The sequence below is a fragment of the Saccharothrix espanaensis DSM 44229 genome, from assembly GCF_000328705.1.
Lineage (GTDB): Bacteria > Actinomycetota > Actinomycetes > Mycobacteriales > Pseudonocardiaceae > Actinosynnema > Actinosynnema espanaense.
Map to the genome: position 1 here is coordinate 9,237,498 of NC_019673.1, position 20,763 is coordinate 9,258,260.

Here is a 20,763-nt window from a genome sequence, read left to right on the forward strand (position 1 = left end):
TTCGATCACTTCGTGTGCCCCATCTGGCAGTGACGAGTCACTCCGTCCCGCAACTACGGTTGCCGCCCGTGACCGCCATCGACAACGAACCGGTAACGCTCGACCTGGACGCCGCGGAGGGGTTCCTCCGGATGTTCCACATCGCCCACCCCGAAGCCGGGCCGGTGGGGCCGCGCCTGTCGCGGATCCGCGACGAGATCGCCGAGACCGGCACCTACCGGCACACCCCGCAGGAGCTGTCCTACGGCGCGCGGATCGCCCTGCGCGACAGCGGCTGGTGCACCAGCGGCGTCCCGTGGCGCCGGCTCAAGGTCCGCGACCTGCGCGGCTTCCGCAACGCCGCGGCCGTGGCCGGCGAGTGCGTGGAGCACCTGCGGCTGGCCACCAACGGCGGCGAGATCCGCCCCCTGATCACCGTGTTCGCCCCGGACTCCCCCGCCGCGCCCGGCCCGGTGATCTGGAACGAGCAGCTGGTCCGGTACGCGGGCCACCCGGACGGCAGCGGCGACCTGCGCTACCGCGACCTCACCGACGTGGTGCGCGACCTGGGCTGGAACCCGCCCGGCCCGCCCGGCCCGTTCGACGTGCTGCCGCTGGTCGTGGAAACCGTGCACGAGGGGCCCAGGCTGTTCGCGATCCCGCCCGACGTGGTGCACGAGGTCCGCCTGGAGCACCCCGACCTGCCGTGGTTCGGCTCGCTCGGGCTGCGCTGGCACGCGGTGCCGCTGATCACCAACCTGCGGCTGTCCATCGGCGGCGTCGACTACCCCGCCGCGCCGTTCAACACCTGGTTCGTCGGCTCCGAGATCGGCTCCCGCAGCCTCGCCGACGAGAACGCCTACGGGGCGGCCCGCCAGGTGGCCGAGGCCCTCGGCCTGGACACCTCCGCCGAGCGCTCGCTGTGGCGCGACCGCGCCGTGGTCGAGCTCAACCGGGCCGTGCTGCACTCGTTCGACCTGGCCCAGGTCACCATCACCGACCACCACGCCGAGTCGCTGCACCGGCTGTCCTGGCTGCGCTCGCGGCAGCGGCCCGCGGGCAACCGACCGGCGTTCCGACTGGACCCGGCCGCCGCCCGCCGGGCGCGCTCCGGCGCACCGGCGCGGTTTTCCCCCGGCCCGGCGGAAACCACCCGGCCGCATTCCCCCGGGCGTCTCGCCGAACTTCTCCGGCGACGCTGAACAACCGCGGTCGAATCACCGCTGCGAATCGACCAGCACACCGGCCAGCGCCATCAGGACCAGCACCAACAGCCCGAGCACCGCGCCCGCCCAAGTAGCCACCACACTCAACACGACGTTCCTCCGTTCCCCGACTGCCTCCCCAGAGTCGCTGCCGAAATGCTGCGCCGGCATCGGCCAGCGGGGTATTTCCCGGCGCGTTCGGGTCAGTCCTGCGGATGACCCGGCACACACCCCCGGACGGACGCGCCCTCAGCCTCGAAGACATACCGTGACGTGCTGTGGAGAGCTCACACCTCGGCTGGCGCGTCCTGGCCCGCCGACAATGGCCGTTGGCGGGCGCGCTGCTCCTGTTCGTGGTCACCGAGAAGCTCGGCGACGGCAGCTGGTGGCAACTGCCCGGCACGCTCGTCGTCTCCGCCCTGGCGGTGCTGGCCCCGCGCCGGCCGTTCGACGCCGCGCTGGCCGCCGCGACCGCCGTCCTGGTCACCTCGGTGCTCATCCGGCTGGTGGACGAGCCGCCGACCGGGTCGTTCGTCGACGGGCTGGCGCTGTCCGAGACCGCCGCGGTGATGGCGATCATCGCCGTCGTGGTGCGGCAGGCCACCGCGGTCAAGGCGCTGGTGGGCACCGCCGTGCTGGTCGGCACCGGAGTCGTGGCGCAGTGGGTCCGGCCGTCGTTCTGGGACAAGTACGGCGCGGAACTGGACTTCCGCGGGCCGACGCTGGTGCAGCAGGTCGTCGTCGCCGCGGTGCTGCTCGTGCTGTCGCTGGGCACCGGGCTGTACTTCCGGGCGCGCGACCGCGAACGGGCCACGCTCGTGCGGTCCGAGGTGACCGCCGCGCAGCACGCCGAGCGGATCGCGCTGGCGCGTGAGCTGCACGACGTCGTGGCGCACTACGTGACCGCGATCGTGGTGCACGCGCAGGCGGCCCAGGCCGTGCCGGCGGCGGCGCAGGAGGTGCTGCCGATCATCGCGCAGAGCGGGAACGAGGCGCTGACCGCGATGCGCCGGCTCGTCGGGACGTTGCGCGAGGCGGAGGACGGCGCGGGAACCGGCGCGCCCGCCGCGACCAGCGACCTGGCCGACGACGTGCGCAAGGTCGTGGCGCAGTCCGGCCAGCCGGTGCGGCTGAGCCTGGACCTGCCCTCCGACGTGCCGCCGTCGCTGGCCCGCTCGGTGCTGCGGCTGGTGCAGGAGTCCCTGACCAACGCCCGCAAGCACGCCGAAGGGGTGTCCGCCGTGGACGTCTCGGTGGCGGTCGTGGCGGACGCGGTGCTGGTCGTGGTGTCCGACGACGGCCGCGCCCCGAAGGCCGCGCCGGTCGGCGGGTCCGGCGGCTTCGGCCTGGTCGGGATGCGCGAGCGGGTCGAACTGCTCGGCGGCACGTTCACCGCCGGCCGCCGCGACACCGGCGGCTGGCAGGTCCGCGCCGAACTCCCCCTCGCCGAAACCCGCTGACCCACGCCCCCTGTCGCCCGTACGCCGGTCCGTTCCGGGCCGCTTGGGTCCGCTCTGGGTCCGCTTAAGTCCGCTTAAGTCCGCTTAAGTCCGCTTGGGTCCGCTTGGGTCCGCTTGGGTCCGCTTGGGTCCGCTTGGGTCCGCTTGGGTCCGCTCTGGGTCGCTCCGGACCGCTCGGAGCCTAGGGGTCGCTCGGGGTCATTTCGCGTCGCCGTGAGGTGCGTCGCGGGGGTGCCGGGTGCGCAGGGGGTGTGCGGCAGGATCGTGGGCATGTCGCTGCGCCTGCACGCCCCCGTGGTCCTGCCGTGTGATCCGTCCTGCACCGTGCTGCGGGACGCGGTCGTCGACGTCGTGGACGGCCGGATCGCCCACGTCGGCCCCGCCGCCGACGCGCCCGCGTTCGACGGCGAGGTCCGCCGGCTGACCGGGATCCTGATCCCCGGGCTGGTCAACACCCACGCGCACAGCCCGATGGTGGTGCTGCGCGGGCTCGGCGGCGACCTGCCGCTGCTGCGCTGGCTGCGCGAGGCGATGTGGCCGGCCGAGGCGAAGATGACCGCGTCCGACATCGGCGCGGGCATGCTGCTGGGCGCGGTGGAGATGCTGCGCAACGGCGTGACCACGAGTTCCGAGATGTACTTCCACGGCCCCGAGCTCACCGACGCGGTGCTGCGGGCGGGCTCGCGGGTGATCTTCGGCGCGGCGATCATGGACCTGCCCGGGATGCCGTGGCGGCCGATGACCGACGAGATCAGCCGGTGGGTCGACGCCGACGGGCTGCGGTTCGGGCCGCACGAGCGGGTCGAGCTGTCCTACGGGCCGCACTCGGCGTACCTGCTCAAGCCCGAGGCGCTCGGCGAGATCGCCGGCGAGGCCCGGGAGCGCGGCGCGCTGCTGCAACTGCACGTCGCCGAGTCGACCGAGGAGGACGTGGAGCAGCGCGCGAGCCACGGCTCCGTGCCGCGACTGCTGGAGCAGGCGGGCGTGCTCGGCGGGCGGGTGCTGTCGGCGCACTCGGTGCACCTGTCGCCGGAGGACATCGCGATCTACGCGGAGCACCGGGTCGGCGTCGCGCACTGCCCCGGCTCGAACACCAAGCTGGCGTCCGGGATCGCGCCGCTGCGCGAGTACCTGGACGCGGGCGTGCCGATCGGCCTGGGCACCGACGGCCCGGCGTCCAACGACGACCTGGACCTGTTCGAGGAGGCCCGGCTGGCGGCGCTGCTGGCCCGCGTCACGTCGATGGACGCCACCGCGATGCGCGCCGCCGACGCGCTCCTGCTGGCCACCCGGGGCGGTGCGGCGGCACTGGGTCGGGACGACCTGGGCGCGCTGGAGGCCGGGCGGTGGGGCGACGTCGTGCACGTCGACGTGGACGACCCGGCCTTCGCGACCGGCCTCGACAGCCCCGACGAGCAGGTGCTGGCGAACCTCGTCTGGGCGTCGGGCACCCGCCGGGTCAAGGACGTGTGGGTGGCCGGCGAGCAGGTGGTCGCGGACGGCGAGACCACCCGCGTGGACCGGCGTGAGGCCCAGGCGGGGGTCGCGACCGTGTCCCGGCGGCTGCGCTAGCCGTCCTGGGCCAGGAGTCGACTAGCGGGCGCGCGGGCGGACGACGATCTCGGGGAACTGCGCGTCCTCGCCGGCGTGGACGGCGGTGAGGACGGCCCGCGCGACCGAGTCGGCCGTGAGGTACTTGCCGGGCTCGTAGTCGCCGGACTCCTGCGCGCGGACCTCGCGCTGCATGTCCGTGTCGACCCGGCCGGGGTGCACCGAGGTGACCCGGAGGTCGGTCTCCTCGGCGCGCAGCACGTCGGCGTAGGCGCGCAGGGCGAACTTGCTGGCGGCGTAGACGCCCCAGTTGGCGTCCGCGCGCTTGCCCGCGCCGGAGTTGATCAGCACCACGTGCCCCTTGGCGGCGCGGAGCAGCGGGAGCGTCAGCCGGGTCAGCTCGGCCACCGCGAACAGGTTCAGCTCGAAGGTCCGGTGCCACGTGCCGGCGGTCGCCTCGGCGAGCGGGCCCACCTCGGCGACGCCCGCGCTGTGCACCAGGACGTCGAGCCGGGTGAGGTCCGCGGTGGCCTCGGCGAGCGCCTCGGCGTCGGTCAGGTCGACGGCCCACGGACGGGCGTTCGGCAGGTCGGTCTCCACCTTGCGCCCACCGAGCAGCAGGTCGTGGGTGGCGGCGAGGCCACGCGCGACGGCGAGCCCGATACCGCGGGACGCACCGGTGATCAGGGCGACGGGACGATCGGTCATGCCCCGACCCTAAGGCTTCGCAGCCAGTCGGCCAGTGCGGCGTGGTCGACGTCGGCGAGCCCCCGACGCGGGTCCACCCGGTGCAACAGCGCCGGTGCCGGGTGGTGCGCGGCGACGTGCGCGCGGTCGGCGTCGGAGATCTCGTCGTCCACCCACGCGAACGACCGACCGCCGGCGTGGGCGAGCAGGGCGCGGGTCTTCCAGTGCAGGCCGCCCGGCGCGGGCTCGCCGTCGTCCGGCCACTCGACCACGGGCAGCGGCGGCAGCCCGAGCAACGGGGCGATGTCGGCGTTGGCGTCGGCACCCCACGTCGTGGCCCACACCAGGTCGCACGGGAGAGCCGCGAGCCGTGCCCCGTGCGCCGGATCGACCCGCTCCAGCAACGGGTTGCCACCGTCCACCGACCGGAACGCCGGGTACGCCCCGCCGCCGCCGAACGGGATCAGCGGACCGTCGACGTCGAGGAAGAGCAAGGGCCGCTGACCCGGCTCGGCGGTTGTCGTGGAGTACCCCGAGGAATGCCACTCGGTCCTGCTGATGGTCGCCGGAGTGGGCACCGGCGGTGTGGCACCGTCGAGCGCGGTCACGTCGTCCCCGATCAACGCTCCGGTCTCCTGGTCGAACACCAAGAGGTGCCGCCGGCCTTCGGCGACGTGACCGATCGCCACAGCGGGCCGGTCGGCGAAAGCCCCGGGCACGCTGTCCACCGACAGGCCGGGGTGATCGGCGAGATCGAGCAGGAGCAAGCGCTGCAACGTGGACGGGACGACCTGGTGCTTCCAGATCCCGACGAACGACCTGAACGCCGCCGGCGTCGACCCCTGCGGGTTCCGCTTCCGCAGCTCGGCGGCGACGGCGGCGGAATCCGTGGCGGTGATGAAGGCGGCCGCCAGGCGCCCTGGCGCGTAGTCGCCGGTGGGTTGCACGCTCTGGCCGCCCTGGGTCACCAGCAGGCGGCCGGACCCGTCGGCGGCGATCCACTGCCGGCGTTCCGAGTGCTCGATGCCGCCCTTGATCTCCGGGCTGCCCAGCGTGCGGATCTTGCGCAGGTAGGTGCTGGAGGTGTGCACGTAGTGGTACTTCCCGGTGCCACGCGGCTCCGGTCCGCGGGCCGTCCTTCCGGCGAGGGTTCGCAGCAGGGCGGACGCCGCAGCACCGCCGATCGGGTCCGGCATGGGAGCCACCTCCTGGTCGGCACGGCAGTTCTGCCCACCATCGTCCCGTCCTGCCCGGAAAGCCGGACGGGGTGTGGCCCGTCCGGCTCCCGCGTCCCGCCGAAGCGGTCAGCCGCAGATGCGGCCCTTGTCCTTCTTCCACGCCACCACGACGGCCGGGCGCGGCTGGCTGGTGCCGCCGTCGGGCCAGTGGGAGAGCGGGTTGTTCGCCGACGCGCCGTCGATCTCGCCCGGGTGCTGGACGCTGACCAGGACGAAGTCGTCCTCGACGACCGGGCCGCAGGTCTCGGCGCCCTTCGGGACGGTGAGGAACTGCTTGACGCGGCCCCGGTAGCGGCCCTCGACCGGGACGGCGAACAGGCCGTCGTTGGACTTGAGGGCGTTGCCGTCGGTGGAGATCCACAGGTTGCCGTGGCTGTCGAAGGCCACGTTGTCCGGGCACGAGATCGGCGAGACCTGGGTCTTGTCGTAGCCGCCGAAGTAGGTGTCCGCCGACGTCGGGTCGCCGCACACCAGCAGCAGCTTCCAGGAGAACGTGAGCGCGGTGTTGTCGCCGCGGCGCTCCTCGACCTCCAGGACGTGGCCGTGCTTGTTGTTGACGCGCGGGTTGATCTCCGTCGCGCCTTCCTTGCCGGCCTTGCCGCGGTCGGTGTTGTTGGTCAGCGCCGCGTAGATCCGGCGGTTGCGCGGGTTGGGCTCGACGTCCTCGGGGCGGTCCATCTTGGTGGCACCGGCCTTGTCCGCCGCGAGGCGGGTGAAGACGTAGACCTCCTCGGCGGTGAAGCCCTCGACGAACGACTTGTTCCCGGCCGCGAGCGGGATCCACTTGCCCGAGCCGTCGAACTCGCCGTCGGACGGGAGCTTGCCGGAGCCGTCGAACTCCTCCGCGGGGCTGTCGCCGGTGAACTTGGCGACGTAGAGCGTGCCCTTGTCGAGCAGCTTCTTGTTGTGCTCACGGGCGTAGCGGCTGTTGCCCGGCTTGTACCGCTCGTCGGAGACGAACTTGTACATGTAGTCGAAGCGCTCGTCGTCGCCCATGTACGCGACCACGCGGCCGTCGCGCGCGATGATGACGTTCGCGCCCTCGTGCTTGAAGCGGCCGAGCGCGGTGTGCTTGACCGGGGTCGAGTTCGGGTCGAGCGGGTCGATCTCGACGACCCAGCCGAACCGGTTGACCTCGTTGGGCTCCTGTGCCACGTCGAAGCGCTTGTCGAACCGCTCCCACTTGCGGGTGGTGGCCGCGCCGGCCAGGCCGTAGCGGGTCAGCCGCTCCTTGACCTTCGGGTCGGTGACCGCGCCCGCGTTGGCGAAGTACTGGTTGAAGTTCTCCTCGCCGGACAGGATCGTGCCCCACGGCGTCACGCCGCCGGCGCAGTTGTTCAGCGTGCCGAACACCTTCGTGCCGGTCGGGTCGGCGGAGGTCTTGAGGAACTGCGAGCCGGCGGCCGGGCCGGTGACCTTGAACTCGGAGGTCACCGTGATCCGGCGGTTGTAGGTGCGGTCCACCTTCGGCACGAGCTTGCCGCTGCGGTGGTCGCGCTCGACCAGCACCACGGACAGGCCGTGCGCGGCCCACGCGATCTCGGTCTGCTCACGCGTCGGGTTGGCGGCGTCCCAGTTCTTGAACAGGAACTCCTCGGTGGTGTACTCGTGGTTGCTGACCATGAGCCACCGGTTCCAGTGGTTCAGCGGGACCAGGCCGCAGAAGTCGTTGTTGTAGCCGAACTGCTTGGCCTGCGCGGCGGGCGTCTGCCGGTCGAAGTCGAACTTCGGCGCGCCGGGCAGCACCGGGTCGCCCCAGCGGATGACGACCGCGGACTCGTAGCCCTCCGGCGTGACGATCCGGTCCTCGGTGTTCGGCGCGACGGGCTTGAAGTTCAGGCCGTCGCGGCGCCGGCCACCGCCGAGGTCGCGGTCCGCCTCCGCCTCGACCTCGGGCGCGGCGGCCGCCGTGCCCGCACCGACGAGCCCGACGCCCGCGCCCGCGACGGCGAGCACCGCACCGGCCTTGAGCAGCCCGCGCCGGCGCACGACCTCGCCGACGACGTCGCCGAAGTAGCTGTTGTCGGACGTGTTGGGAGCCTCGTGCGCGCAAGCGTCGCCGCAGCGGTACTTGCAGGTGATCGCCGACCGCCCGAGGGGGTGGTTGGGCAGCAGGGGCAGCAGGTTGCGGCCCCGATCGGTGGTGGATGAGGACACACGGACCTCCGCGATCGCACAGTGGGAACGGGGCGACCGTAGGTTGGTAATCACTCATCCAACGGACTTCAAGGTGAACGCCAGGCGAACACCTCGACCGCTTGCCGACCGGAACCGCCTGCTCACCGCACGTGTCGTGGTCGTTCAGCCACCGATGAACCCCTCGCGCCACACCGCTACGACGGACGGCCGCGGCTGGGCGTCGCCGCCGTCGGGCCAGTGCGACGCCGGCCGGTCGGCGCTCGCCCCGTCGAGTTCGCCGGGGTGCTGCACGCACACCGTCACGACCCGCTCCCCGATCACCGGCCCGCACGTCTCCGCGCCGCGCGGCACGGTGAGGAACAGCTTGAGGTGGCCGCGTTCCGGGCCCTGCACGGGCACCGCGTACAGCCCGTCGTTGAGGCCGGCCAACGCGCCCGCCGAGTCGGTGGAGATCCACAGGTTGCCGTGCCGGTCGAACGCCACGTTGTCGGGGCTGGAGATCGGCGAGACGCGCGACTTGTCGTAGCCCGCGAAGTAGGTGTCCGGATCCTCCGGGTCGCCGCACACCAGCAGCAGGTTCCAGCGGAACCGCAGGGCGAGCGGGTCGCCGCCGCGTTCGGTGAGCTCCAGCACCTGGCCGTGCTTGTTGAGCACGCGCGGGTTCGGCTCGGTCGCGCCTTCCTTGCCGGGCTTGCCGCGGTCGACGTTGTTGCTCAGCGCGCAGTAGACGGTGCCGGTGTGCGGGTGGGTCTGGATGTCCTCCGGCCGGTCCATCTTCGTCGCGCCGACCCGGTCGCCGGCGAGCCTGGTGAACACGTAGACCTCTTCGGCGGTCATGCCGGGCACGAAGCTGCGGTCGCCGCGGGCCAGCGGGACCCACTCGCCGCGGCCGTCGAACGCCTTGTCGCGCGGGAGCTTCCCGGTGCCGTCGATCTCCTCGGGCGGGCTGTCGCCGGTGAACCTGGCGACGTAGAGCGTGCCGTCGTCGAGCAGCGTCATGTTGTGCCGGCGGGCGGACCTGCTGCCACCGCGCCGGATCCGGCCGCTGGAGACGAACTTGTAGATGTACTCGAAGCGCTCGTCGTCGCCGGAGTAGGCGACCACGCGGCCGTCGCGCGCGACGCGGACGTTCGCGCACTCGTGCTTGAAGCGGCCCAGCGCGGTGTGCTTGACGGGCGTGGAGTCCGGGTCGTCCGGGTCGAGTTCGACCACCCAGCCGAACCTGTTGACCTCGTTGGGTTCCCGTGCGAGGTCGAACCGGTCGTCGAACCGCTCCCACTTGCGGGTCGTGGTGCCGGGGGTGATGCCGTAGCGGGCGCGGCGCGGGTCCGTGCCGGCGTTGGCGAAGTACTGGTTGAAGTTCTCCTCGCCGGACAGGATCGTGCCCCACGGCGTCACGCCGCCGGCGCAGTTGTTCAGCGTTCCCAGCACCTTCCGGCCGGTCGGGTCGGCGGAGGTCCTGAGGTGCTCGGACCCGGCGGCCGGGCCGCGCACCTCGAACTCGGTGGTCAGCGTGATCCGGCGGTTGTAGCGGGAGAACCGCGGCGTGAGCCCGTCGCGCCCCTGCCGGACCAGGACGACGGACAGGCCGTGCGCGGCCCAGGCGATCTCCACCTGCTCGCGGGTGGGGTTGGCCGGGTCGTAGCCGCGGAACATGAACGGCTCGCTGGTGTACTCGTGGTTGGTGACCAGGAGGTTGTCGCGCCCCAACGTGTCCAGCGGCAGCAGCGCGGCGAAGTCGCAGTTGAACCCGAACTGGCGGGCCTGCGCGGCGGCGCTCTGGTGGTCGAAGTCGAACTCCGGCGCGTCCGGGAACAGCGGGTCGCCCCAGCGGATCACGATCGCCTGGCGGTAGCCGTCCGGGACGACGACGGCGTCCCGGGTGTTCGGCTGGACGGGCGTGAAGTCGAGCCCGCGCGCATTGCCCAAGGCGGCGGGCTCGGCGGCGGCGGGCTCGGCGGCGGCCTGGGACGTGGTGGTGGCCCCGAGGGCGGCGACGACCACGCCGGCCTTGATCGCGGTGCGGCGGGTGAGCAGGTCACCGAAGTACGGGTTGGCCGAGGTGTTGGGGGCGTCGTGGAAGCACGCGTCACCGCAGCGGTACTCGCACGTGACGGCGGCGCGGCCGGGTGAGTGGTTGGCCAGCAGGGGAAGGTGTCGCACTGCCACGCCTCCTACGGTCAGTTCGGATCAACTGACCGTAGGCCGGCGTTCACTCCTTGTTAACCCACTGCCGGGGCTAACCCACGACCTCTTCGCCGACGAGCACGTCGGCAGGTGTGATCGGCTGCTCCCTGGTGCGCCCGACGGCCAGCAGGCCGGCGGCCAGCACGCAGCACACCGCGGCGACCACGAACGGCTGGGCGAGGTGGCTGACGAACGTCGCGGCGACCGCGCCGCCCATCCACCGCAGGAAGTTGTAGCCCGCGCTGGCCACCGGCCGGGGTGCCGGGCTGACGCTCATCGCGGTGCCGGTGAACAGCGTGTTCAGCAGGCCGCTCACCACGCCGCTGACGATCACCGCGGCCACCAGCAGCGGCTTGCCCGGCACCGCCATGACCAGCATGAGCAGCGCGAACGCCAGGACGGCCACGATGGTCGTGCGGCGTTCGCCGAACCGCGCGGCGAGCTTGGGCGCGAGCCAGACGCCGGCCACCGCGACGCACACGCCCCAGCCGAAGAAGATCAGCCCGATCTCGACCGCACCCCACTGGAACACGAACGGCGACCACGCCAGCACCGCGAAGAACGCGGCGGTGTAGAGGGCTGAGCCGAGCGCGGTGCGCAGCAGACCCGGGTGCTTGAGCGCCCGCAACGGGTCGAGCAGGCGGATCGAGTGCTGCGGCTTGTCGTTGGCCAGGAAGACCGAGCAGAGCACGAAGGCGACCGCCATCAGCACGGCGGTGCCGATGAACGGGCCGCGCCAGGAGAAGCTGCCCAGCAGCGCGCCGAGCAGCGGGCCGACCGAGAGGCCCAGGCCGAGCGCGGCCTCGTAGAGCAGGATCGCCTTGCCCTGGCCGCCGGCGGCCGCGCCGACGATGACGCTCAGCGCGGTGGCGATGAAGAAGGCGTTGCCCAGGCCCCAGACGGCCCGCAGGCCCACCAACTGGGTGATGTTCGAGGCGAGCGAGCACAGCACGGTCGCGACCACGATCAGCGCGAGGCCGGCGACCAGCGTGCGCTTGGCCCCGAACCGGGCGCTGGCGGCGCCGGTGAACAGCATGGCGAGGACCTGGACGCCCAGGTAGGAGGAGAACAGCAGGGTGACTTGCGAAGGAGTGGCGTGCAGGCCCTCCGCGATGGACAGCAGGATCGGGTCGACGAGACCGATACCCATGAACGCGATCACCGCGGCGAACGCCGTGACCCACACCTGACGGGGTTGGTCGAGGAAATTCACTTAGCTACCCTAACATTATTTGGTTAGGGTAGCTAAGTAAGTGCCCTCACACTACGGTGCCGGGTGTGGATGCGGTGGTGTTCGACCTCGACGGCGTACTTGTCGACTCCGAGACCGTGTGGGACGAGGTGCGGCAGGCGTTCGCCCGCCGGCACGGCGGCACCTGGCTGCCCGACTCGACCCGCGCGATGCAGGGGATGAGCACCCCGGAGTGGGCCGACTACCTGGTCACCGCCGTCGGGGTGAAGCTGACCCCGGCCGAGGCCGCGACCGGCGTCGTCGCCGAGATGGCCCGCCGCTACGAAACCGGCCCCCCCGTCCTGCCCGGCGCGGTCGACGTGGTCCGCGCGGTGGCCGCCCGCCACCCGGTCGCCATCGCCAGCTCCTCCCCGCCGGTGCTCATCACCTCGTTCCTCGCCGCGACCGGCCTGGCCGACGTCGTGCCGGTGGCCGTCTCCAGCGAACAGGCGGGCGCGGGCAAACCCGCTCCGGACGTCTACCTGCTGGCGACCGCGGAACTCGGCGTCGAGGCGTCCCGCTGCGCGGCCGTCGAGGACTCCACCAACGGGCTGCGCTCGGCCCTGGCCGCCGGGATGACCGTCTACGCCGTCCCGAACCCGCACTTCCCCCCGGACCCGGAGGTGTTGGCGCAGGTCACCGTCCTGCACTCGATCACCGACCTGCCGGCGGCCCTGGCCGGCTGACCCGCCCGCCCCCGTCTCGCACCCCGCTGCTCCACCCCCGCGACCTAGCCTCACGGGCATGGAGCAGCGAGTTGCGGTGGTCACCGGGGCGGCGCAGGGGATCGGGGAGCGGATCTGCGAGGTGTTGCGCGCGGACGGGTACGCCGTCGTCGGGTTCGACCTCCAGCAGACGCCCGGCGGTGTGGTCGGGGACGTGTCGTCGGAGGCGGACGTCGCCCGGCTGGCCGCGGGGCTGGAGCGGGTCGACGTGGTGGTCAACAACGCCGGCATCGCCGGGATCCGGGCGTTCGAGGACACCTCGGTCGAGCAGTGGCAGCGGATGCTCGCGGTCAACCTGACCGGGCCGTTCCTGGTCACCCGGGCGCTCGGCCGGACGATGCTGGCCCGCGGCTCGGGATCGGTGGTCAACATCGCGTCCGTCGCCGGCCTGCGCGGGGTCGCCGACCGCGCCGCCTACAACACCACCAAGCACGGGCTGATCGGGTTGACCCGCACGCTCGCCGTCGAGTGGGGCGCGCGCGGGGTGCGGGTCAACGCCGTGTGCCCCGGCTGGGTGAAGACCGGGATGGACGTCGAGTCGCAGGCCGGCGGGCACTACGCCGACGCCGACATCACCGACCACGTGCCGCTCGGCCGGTTCGCCCACCCCGACGACATCGCGCAGGCCGTGGCCTTCCTCGCCGACCCCGCCAAGAGCGGGTTCGTCAACGGGGTCGCGCTGCCCGTGGACGGCGGGTGGACCGCCGACGGGTCGTGGCAGTCCCTGCGCCTGTCCAAGCGCCAGGAGCCGCAGACCTGACGCACCGGGCGGCTGGCTCGGGCCTCACCAGGGCATTCCGGCCAGGGCGTTCCGTCCCGGGCGTTCTCTTCGGGACGTTCTGTTCAGGCGTTCAGGGCGTGCACACGGTGTACAACTGCGCGGACACCTGCGTCGCGGCCTCGGCGCACGCGCGGTACCTGTCGCTCTCCGAGCGCGCGGGATCGGTCGTGGTCTCCAGCGCACAGCCTGGTCGGGTCGGTCGGGCTCGCCGGCAGGCACGTCGGACCAGCCTGCCCGGTGGGCACCAGAGCTCCTGCCGCCAGCACGGCGACGAACAGCAAGGTCATGACGAAACCCCCTCGGTTCGCAGGCCAGGGCCGTCGAACCGAGGGGGTGAGCACCCGAACGAGGGGTCAGCGCTCCACGTCGCCGCGGATGAACGCCTCGACCGCCTCGTGCGCCGCCGAGTCCGAGTACTGCACCGGCGGGGACTTCATGAAGTACGAGGACGCCGACAGGATCGGGCCGCCGATGCCCCGGTCGAGGGCGATCTTCGCCGCGCGCACCGCGTCGATGATGATGCCCGCGGAGTTCGGGGAGTCCCAGACCTCCAGCTTGTACTCCAGGTTCAGCGGCACGTCGCCGAACGCCCGGCCCTCCAGCCGCACGTAGGCCCACTTGCGGTCGTCCAACCAGGCCACGTAGTCCGACGGCCCGATGTGCACGTTGCGCTTGCCCAGCTCGCGGTCCACCTGCGAGGTGACGGCCTGGGTCTTGGAGACCTTCTTGGACTCCAGGCGCTCCAGTTCCTTCATGTTCAGGAAGTCCATGTTGCCGCCCACGTTGAGCTGCATGGTGCGGTCGAGCTGGACGCCCCGGTCCTCGAACAGCTTGGCCAGCACGCGGTGCGTGATGGTCGCGCCGACCTGGGACTTGATGTCGTCGCCGACGATCGGGACGCCGGCCTCCTCGAACTTGCGGGCCCACTCGGGGTCGGAGGCGATGAACACCGGCAGCGCGTTCACGAACGCCACCCGCGCGTCGATCGCCGCCTGCGCGTAGTAGCGGTCGGCCTCCTCCGAGCCGACCGGCAGGTACGAGACCAGCACGTCGACCTCGGCGTCGCGCAGCGCCTGCGCCACGTCCACCGGCTGCTCGTCGGACTCCTCGATGGTCTCCCGGTAGAACCGGCCGAGCCCGTCGAAGGTGTGCCCGCGCTGCACGGTGACGCCCAGCGGCGGCACGTCGGCGATCTTGATCGTGTTGTTCTCGCTGGCGCCGATCGCCTCGGACAGGTCGGTGCCGACCTTCTTGGCGTCCACGTCGAACGCGGCCACGAACTCCACGTCGCGGACGTGGTAGGGGCCGAACTCGACGTGCATCAGACCGGGGACCCGCGTGCCCGGCTCGGCATCGCGGTAGTAGTGGACACCCTGCACCAGCGACGCCGCGCAGTTGCCGACCCCGACAATGGCCACTCGAACGGTGCGGCGGTTGTCGCCCATGCCGAGTCCTCCTTCTTGTTCTACGTCAATGCCCATTGGGCTTTTCGTCCTGTTCGCGCTGTTCGGCCTGCTCGTGCGCGATCAGCTCGTTGAGCCACCGCACTTCGCGCTCGGTGCTGTCCAACCCCATGCGGTGCAGTTCGCGCGTGTAGCGGTCGATCCGCTCGCTCGCGCCCGCTAACGCCGTGCGCAGGCCCTCCCGCCGCTCCTCGACCCGCCGCCGGCGGCCTTCGAGGATCCGCATCCTTATTTCGGCGGGCGTGCGGGAGAAGAAGGCCAGGTGGACGCCGAAGGAGTCGTCGTCCCACGTCTGCGGGCCCGCGTTGGCGAGCAGGTCGGCGAACCGCTCCTTGCCCTCCGCGGTGAGCTGGTAGACCTTGCGCGCGCGGCGGCCCCAGGACCGGACCTCCTCCGGCGCCTCCTCGACGATCCACCCGTCGCGTTGCAGCCTGCGCAGCGTGGGGTACAGCGTCCCGTAGGAGAACGCCCGGAACGCTCCCAACAGCTCGTGCAAACGCTTGCGCAGCTCGTAGCCGTGCATGGGCGCCTCATGCAGCAGTCCGAGGATGGCGAACTCCAGCAAGCGACACCTCCTCGCACCTAGCGCCGATGGGTGCGGCCAGTATATCGGCTCGATACATCCGCCCACGACTTGAGAAGTGACGTGCCGCACCAGGTCACACCGTGATCACGGCCACTGCCCTGAACGGCTCAACGAAGGGGTTGGGCCGCCACGTACTCTGGTCCCGTGCTGACCCAACGTCAGGTCGTGGACTACGCGCTACAGCGCCGTGCGCTGCTGGCGGAGGTCTACGCGGGCCGGACGGGCACGATGGAGGTCTGCGACGCGAGCCCGTACCTGTTGCGAGCAGCGAAGTTCCACGGCCGGCCGAGCGACGTGACCTGCCCGGTGTGCCGCAAGGAGCCGCTGACCCTCGTGTCGTGGGTGTACGGCGACGAGCTCAAGCACGCGGCCGGGTCCGCGCGCACCGTCGAGGAGCTCACCCGCATGGCGAACCTCTTCGAGGAGTTCACCGTGTACGTGGTGGAAGTTTGCCGCACGTGTAGTTGGAACCACCTGGTGCAGTCATACGTCCTGGGAACACGTGGCCTGAACTCTGGAAAGCCACGGAGGAGGACCGCGGCGGAGTGAACGACCTCCGACCACGGGCGTCGCTCACCCGAGCGACGGCGTACGACCACCGAACCGCGTGCGACGGCACGCCGGTCTGGGAGGCTTTTTCGTGAACGACCAGCATGACGACAGGCACCGTGGTGGAGAGCCGCAGTGGCCGACCGGGGAGGACCCGGACGGCGCGCAGCCCCCACGCCACGGCGCAGGAGATCAGCCGGAGCGTCCGAACACCCCACCAGGTGGTGTCGCGCGCCAGCCGGGCGGCCCTCGCCAGGGCACGCCCCCGGGCGGCTTCACCCGCCCGCCGGCCGGCGGCCCGCCGCCGGGTCGTCCGCCCCTGGGCACGCCTCCCGGCGGCTTCCCCCAAGGCGGTGGCACCCCTCCGGGTGGAATTCCCCAGGGTGGGATGCCCCCAGGTGGAATGCCCCCAGGTGGAATGCCCCTGGGTGGCCCCGGCACGCCCCCGGGCGGAGTCCCGCAGGGCGGTCGCCGACGCGCGCCCGAGCCAGGCCGCGGCCCGAACGGTCCCAACGCGCCCGGTCCCAACGCACCCGGTACGCCCCCCGGCGGCGCGCCCCGACCGGGCGTGCCCGGCGCGGCCAACGCCGACCCGAACGCCACCCGGCAGGTCCCGCGCGCGGCCCGGCCGAGCACGCCGCCCGGCGGCGTCCGCCGACCCGGCCCGAACGGCCCGGTGCCGCCCGGCCGCCCGCCCGCGGGCGGTCCGCCGCGCCGGCCCGGCGAGGAGCCGACCGACCTGCTGCCCCCGGTGCACCAGACCGTGGCGCGCGAACCCGAGCTGCTGACCCACCGCGAGGACGAGGTCGACCTCGAACCGTTCGACGACGAGTACGACTACGACGACGAGCCCTCTCCCGAGGAGGCGAAGGCGGTGCGCCGCAAGAAGATCTGGCGACGCGTGCGCCGCGTCACCTACGTCGGCCTGTTCCTGATGATCCTCGGCCCGATCGTCGCGTTCGGCGTCGCCTACCAGCTGGTCGACGTGCCGAACCCGGAAGAGCTCGCGTTCAAGCAGTCCAAGGTCGTCACGCTGCTCTACTCCGACGGCTCGGAGATGGCCAAGATCGCGCCCTCCGGGTCGAACCGGACCCTGATCAAGTACGAGGACCTGCCCGACGTCCTGAAGCAGGCGGTGTTCGCGGCCGAGGACCCGACGTTCGAGACGAACCCCGGCTTCGACTTCACCGCCATCGCCCGCGCGGTCTTCTACCAGGCCACCGGCCGGGACAGCGGTGGCTCGGGCCTGACCCAGCAGTACGTGAAGCAGGCCACCGAGGACGACCAGGGCACGCTGAGCCGCAAGTTCACCGAGGTCGTCAAGGCGTACAAGATGTCCGAGCAGCAGGACAAGAAGGACATCCTGACCGCCTACCTCAACACGATCTACCTGGGCCGCTCCGCGTACGGCGTGAAGGAGGCCGCGAAGGTCTACTTCGGCCGCGACGACCTCAAGGAACTGACCCAGCCGGAGGCCGCGCTGCTCGCGGGCATGATCCAGAGCCCCGGCCGGTCCGAGGAGCCCCCCTACGTCGCCGAGCGCTGGAACTACGTGATGGACCAGCTGGTCAAGGGCGGCTGGATCGACCAGGCGTACCGGTCCCAGCAGCAGCAGCCCCCGCTCCGGCCGCTGGCCGAGACGCAGGCGGGCGGCCTGGAGGGCCCCCGGCTGCTGATCCAGAACCAGGTCCTGGCCGAGCTCGACGACCTGAACTGGACGATGAAGCGGGCGCACGAGTCGGGCGCGACGATCCACACCACGATCGACCCGAAGATGCAGGGCGCGGCCGAGGCCGCCATCGCGGAGGTCATGGCGGGCGAGCCCGACGGCCTGCGCCAGTCGCTGACCGCGATCGAGCCGAACTCGGGCGCGGTGAAGGCGTACTACGCCGGCAGTGACGGCAACGGCATCGACTACGCGCGCGGCACCATCCAGGAGGCCGGTTCGTCGTTCAAGCCGTTCGACCTGGTCGCCGCGCTGCACCGGGGCAAGGGGCTCGGCTCCACCTACGACGGGGTCTCGCCGAAGACCTTCCCCGGCGGCCCCGGGACGGCCGACGACATCGTCATCCGCAACGCCTCCGACACCGGCAACACCTGCGGCAAGCAGTGCAGCCTGCGCAAGGCGATGGAGATGTCGCTCAACACCGTGTTCTACGACCTGGTGGCCAACGACATCGGCCCGCAGGCCGTGGCCGACGCGGCGTGGGAGGCGGGTATCCCGAAGTCCGTGCCGCTTGAAGGCAAGGAGCAGAAGCTGCTGGTCGGCGAGGGCGACACCCCGCCCGGCACGGGTATCTCCATCGGTGGTGGCGAGGCGCAGGTCCGCCCGTTCGACATGGCGTCGGCCTACGGTTCGTTCGCCTCCGGCGGCACGTACCACAAGCCGTACTTCATCACGAAGATCACCTCGCCGAACGACCAGATCCTGGCCCAGCACATCGACGAGTCGCGGGTCGCGTTCGGCGCCGACGCGGAGAAGAGCCGGGACATCGCGGACAACGTGACCGAGTCGCTCAAGCCGGTGCTGACCTACTCGAAGCTGCCCTGCGCGGGCGGTCGCGAGTGCGCGGGCAAGACCGGCACGCACGAGCTCCCCGGCAGCGTCAGCCAGAACTCGAAGGCGTGGATGGTCGGGTACACCCCGTCGCTGTCGGTCTCGGTCTGGATGGGCCGCAACCGGGGTGACGAGGCGCTCACCAACGCGGCGGGCAAGGCGATCTTCGGTGGCGGCCTGCCGGGTGAGATCTGGAAGAAGTTCATGGACCAGGCGCTCGCCGGCACGCCGCTGGAGAAGTTCCCCAAGGCCAAGCCGATGGGTCAGTACACCGAGGCGCCCAAGGCACCGCCGACGACGACCACCACGCCCAAGAACGACGACGACAACAAGACGACCACCCAGCAGCCGACGCAGCCGACGCGGCCGACGCAGGTCGAGCCGCCGCCGACGACGACCACGAGGCCCTGCGTCGGCCCCACCTGCACGACCAAGCCGACCCTCCCGACCAGCGACCCGAACTCCCCCGACCCGATCGGGAACGGCGGGCCACCGGCGACCCGGCGGTCCGGCGGGTAGCAGTTCGTCGACGACGGCGGGGCGCGCACCACGCGCGCCCCGCCGTCGTCGTCTTCGCGGGAGCCGACCGGACGCCGGCGGACCGGCCCGACCAGGGCGTGGTTGGGAAAACCCGGTCCGGCTTCGGTCCGGGCGGCCCTACTTCACCACGACTTCGGACCGCTGCCCGTAGCATCCGGCACGTGGCCAGCCCTTCACAGCACACACCGGCGAGCGCCGACGACACCGACTCGCTCGGCCCGGACGAGCGGGTGTACCCCACGTGGACCGAACCGCTGGCGAAGGCGGCCTCCAGACCGTTCGGCGGACCGGTCGGCCGGCACGCCTCGGTGGGCAGGCAGTGGTTCTGGACGCCGCTGCGCGTGGTGCTGCTGCTGGCCGTCGTGACGCTGTCGTTCGCGTGGATCGCGAAGTCGCCGTGCGTGCAGCAGTACACCGACCAGAACGGCGTCGCGCAGCTGGACTGGCGCGGCAGCAGGCAGTTCACCGCGATGTGCTACTCCGACACCGTGCCGCTCTACACCGCGGAGCGGCTCGACCAGCCGGGCATGTTCCCCTACCGGACGTCCTGGGTGGACGACGAGGGCAAGCCGACCGAGCACGTCCGGTACATGGAGTACCCGGTGCTGACCGGCGTCTTCCAGTGGCTCAACGCGAAGATGGCGCAGGGCTGGACGGTCATCGCGCAGAGCGGCTGGCTGCCCAACCCGATGACGGTGATCGTCTACTTCAACATCACCGCGCTGTGGCTGGCGCTGGCGTGGCTGGTGACCGCGTGGGCGGTTGCGCGGTTGGCCCGGCGGCGGGTGTGGGACGCGGCGATCGTCGCGGTGTCGCCGTTGGTGGTGGTGCACGCGTTCACCAACTTCGACACGCTGGCCACGGCGTTCGCGACGGCGGGGATGCTGGCATGGGCGCGCAAGCGGCCGGTGCTGGCGGGCGTGCTGCTCGGGTTGGGCGGTGCGGCGAAGCTGTACCCGCTGTTCCTGCTCGGGCCGTTGCTGCTGCTGTGCTGGCGCACCGGGAAGCTGAAGGCCGGCCTGTCCACCCTGATCGCCACGCTGGCGACCTGGGCGGCGGTGAACGCGCCGATCGCGCTGCTCTACCCAGCGGGCTGGCGGGAGTTCTTCCGGCTCAACACCGAGCGCGGCGTGGACCCGGACTCGCTGTACAACGTGGTCGCGCAGTGGACGAACTGGCCGGGCTTCGACCCGGGCCTGGCGCACGGGCAGGCGCCGGAGGTGCTGAACACGGTCAGCGCGGTGCTGTTCCTGTTGTGCTGCTTGGCGATCGGGTACGTGACGCTGTCCGCGCCGACCCGGCCGCGGCTGGCGCAGCTGGCGTTCCTGGTGGTGGCGGCGTTCCTGCTGACCAACAAGGTGTGGAGCCCGCAGTACTCGCTGTGGCTGGTGCCGCTGGCGGTGCTGGCGCTGCCGCGCTGGCGGCTGCTGCTGGCGTGGATGGCGGTGGACGCGCTGGTCTGGGCCCCCCGGATGTACTTCTACCTGGGCACCGACAACAAGGGGCTGCCGATCGACTGGTTCCTGGGCGCGGTGGTGCTCCGGGACGTCGCGGTGGTCGCGCTGTGCGTGATCATCCTGAAGGAGATCTACCGACCGGCGCGCGACCTGGTCCGCCGGGCCGGCGACGACGACCCGTGCGGCGGCTTCCTGGACGGCGCGCCGGACGTCCGGGTGCTGCGGTTCGGCCGGCGCGCGGACCCGGTCCCGGTGGCCTGACCGCCGTACCCCACGTCCTCGCGGCGAAGGACTCATTTCCGACATTTCACCGGGGCGCTCGGACTTCCGGCTACAGAGCGCGATCGGCGGTTGACTTTGCGCGGCCGGCTCGTTTAACTGGATTCACCGGCAGAGGGCCGGGATCAGGGGGAGCTGATGAAGTTCAC

At 71.8% G+C, this 20,763-nt stretch carries 15 protein-coding genes; 8 read left to right on the forward strand and 7 right to left on the reverse strand.

What is annotated here, in order from left to right; all coding sequences use genetic code 11:
* Positions 1–68 precede the first annotated feature (68 nt).
* The 3 genes from BN6_RS40885 (at position 69) to BN6_RS40895 (ending at position 4,216) form a co-directional block, all read left to right on the forward strand.
* Positions 69–1,181 (forward strand): nitric oxide synthase oxygenase, encoded by a 1,113-nt coding sequence (locus BN6_RS40885; protein WP_231904890.1) that lies wholly within the window; start codon positions 69–71, stop codon positions 1,179–1,181.
* A 281-nt stretch (positions 1,182–1,462) separates the two neighbouring features.
* Entirely contained in the window at positions 1,463–2,644 is a 1,182-nt protein-coding gene (locus tag BN6_RS40890; RefSeq protein WP_015105760.1) for a sensor histidine kinase, read from the forward strand.
* A 270-nt stretch (positions 2,645–2,914) separates the two neighbouring features.
* Complete coding sequence (locus BN6_RS40895) at positions 2,915–4,216, forward strand: amidohydrolase family protein (RefSeq protein ID WP_041315727.1); 1,302 nt, start codon at positions 2,915–2,917, stop codon at positions 4,214–4,216.
* Between the two features lie 21 nt (positions 4,217–4,237).
* Here BN6_RS40895 and BN6_RS40900 read toward each other — a convergent pair whose 3' ends face one another.
* From BN6_RS40900 to BN6_RS40920, 5 genes are all read right to left on the reverse strand, one after another.
* Positions 4,238–4,903 carry an SDR family oxidoreductase gene (locus BN6_RS40900; protein ID WP_015105762.1) on the reverse strand — a complete coding sequence of 222 codons (666 nt, stop codon included), beginning with the start codon at positions 4,901–4,903 and terminating at the stop codon, positions 4,238–4,240.
* Positions 4,900–6,078, reverse strand: coding sequence for a hypothetical protein (locus BN6_RS49425; protein WP_015105763.1), 1,179 nt, complete (start codon positions 6,076–6,078; stop codon positions 4,900–4,902). The genes BN6_RS40900 and BN6_RS49425 overlap by 4 nt, the downstream gene beginning before the upstream one ends.
* Before the next feature lie 108 nt (positions 6,079–6,186).
* Complete coding sequence (locus BN6_RS40910) at positions 6,187–8,277, reverse strand: PhoX family protein (RefSeq protein WP_015105764.1); 2,091 nt, start codon at positions 8,275–8,277, stop codon at positions 6,187–6,189.
* A 144-nt stretch (positions 8,278–8,421) separates the two neighbouring features.
* Positions 8,422–10,422: a PhoX family protein gene (locus BN6_RS40915; protein ID WP_015105765.1), complete on the reverse strand. Its 2,001-nt coding sequence runs from the start codon at positions 10,420–10,422 to the stop codon at positions 8,422–8,424.
* Between the two features lie 76 nt (positions 10,423–10,498).
* Positions 10,499–11,659, reverse strand: coding sequence for an MFS transporter (locus BN6_RS40920; protein WP_015105766.1), 1,161 nt, complete (start codon positions 11,657–11,659; stop codon positions 10,499–10,501).
* A gap of 65 nt (positions 11,660–11,724) precedes the next feature.
* Between BN6_RS40920 and BN6_RS40925 the strand changes: the two genes are divergently transcribed.
* Positions 11,725–12,363, forward strand: coding sequence for an HAD family hydrolase (locus tag BN6_RS40925; protein WP_041315729.1), 639 nt, complete (start codon positions 11,725–11,727; stop codon positions 12,361–12,363).
* A 58-nt stretch (positions 12,364–12,421) separates the two neighbouring features.
* Complete coding sequence (locus BN6_RS40930) at positions 12,422–13,162, forward strand: SDR family NAD(P)-dependent oxidoreductase (RefSeq protein ID WP_015105768.1); 741 nt, start codon at positions 12,422–12,424, stop codon at positions 13,160–13,162.
* A gap of 374 nt (positions 13,163–13,536) precedes the next feature.
* On the opposite strand, the gene BN6_RS40935 is transcribed toward BN6_RS40930, so the two are convergent.
* A complete protein-coding gene (locus tag BN6_RS40935) occupies positions 13,537–14,628 on the reverse strand; it encodes an inositol-3-phosphate synthase (protein ID WP_015105769.1) in 1,092 nt (363 codons plus the stop codon).
* Between the two features lie 25 nt (positions 14,629–14,653).
* A complete protein-coding gene (locus BN6_RS40940) occupies positions 14,654–15,211 on the reverse strand; it encodes a PadR family transcriptional regulator (RefSeq protein WP_015105770.1) in 558 nt (185 codons plus the stop codon).
* 165 nt (positions 15,212–15,376) lie between these two features.
* On the opposite strand from BN6_RS40940, the gene BN6_RS40945 reads away from it, so the two are divergent.
* The 3 genes from BN6_RS40945 to BN6_RS40955 all read left to right on the forward strand — a co-directional run bounded on the left by BN6_RS40945 (position 15,377) and on the right by BN6_RS40955 (position 20,596).
* The gene (locus BN6_RS40945; protein ID WP_015105771.1) at positions 15,377–15,781 is read left to right on the forward strand and encodes a DUF5318 domain-containing protein; all 405 of its coding nucleotides are present in this window, start codon (positions 15,377–15,379) and stop codon (positions 15,779–15,781) included.
* 568 nt (positions 15,782–16,349) lie between these two features.
* Positions 16,350–18,857, forward strand: a complete 2,508-nt coding sequence (locus BN6_RS40950; protein WP_015105772.1) for a transglycosylase domain-containing protein — start codon at positions 16,350–16,352, stop codon at positions 18,855–18,857.
* Between the two features lie 182 nt (positions 18,858–19,039).
* Positions 19,040–20,596 (forward strand): glycosyltransferase family 87 protein, encoded by a 1,557-nt coding sequence (locus BN6_RS40955; RefSeq protein ID WP_015105773.1) that lies wholly within the window; start codon positions 19,040–19,042, stop codon positions 20,594–20,596.
* The last annotated feature ends 167 nt before the right edge of the window (positions 20,597–20,763 follow it).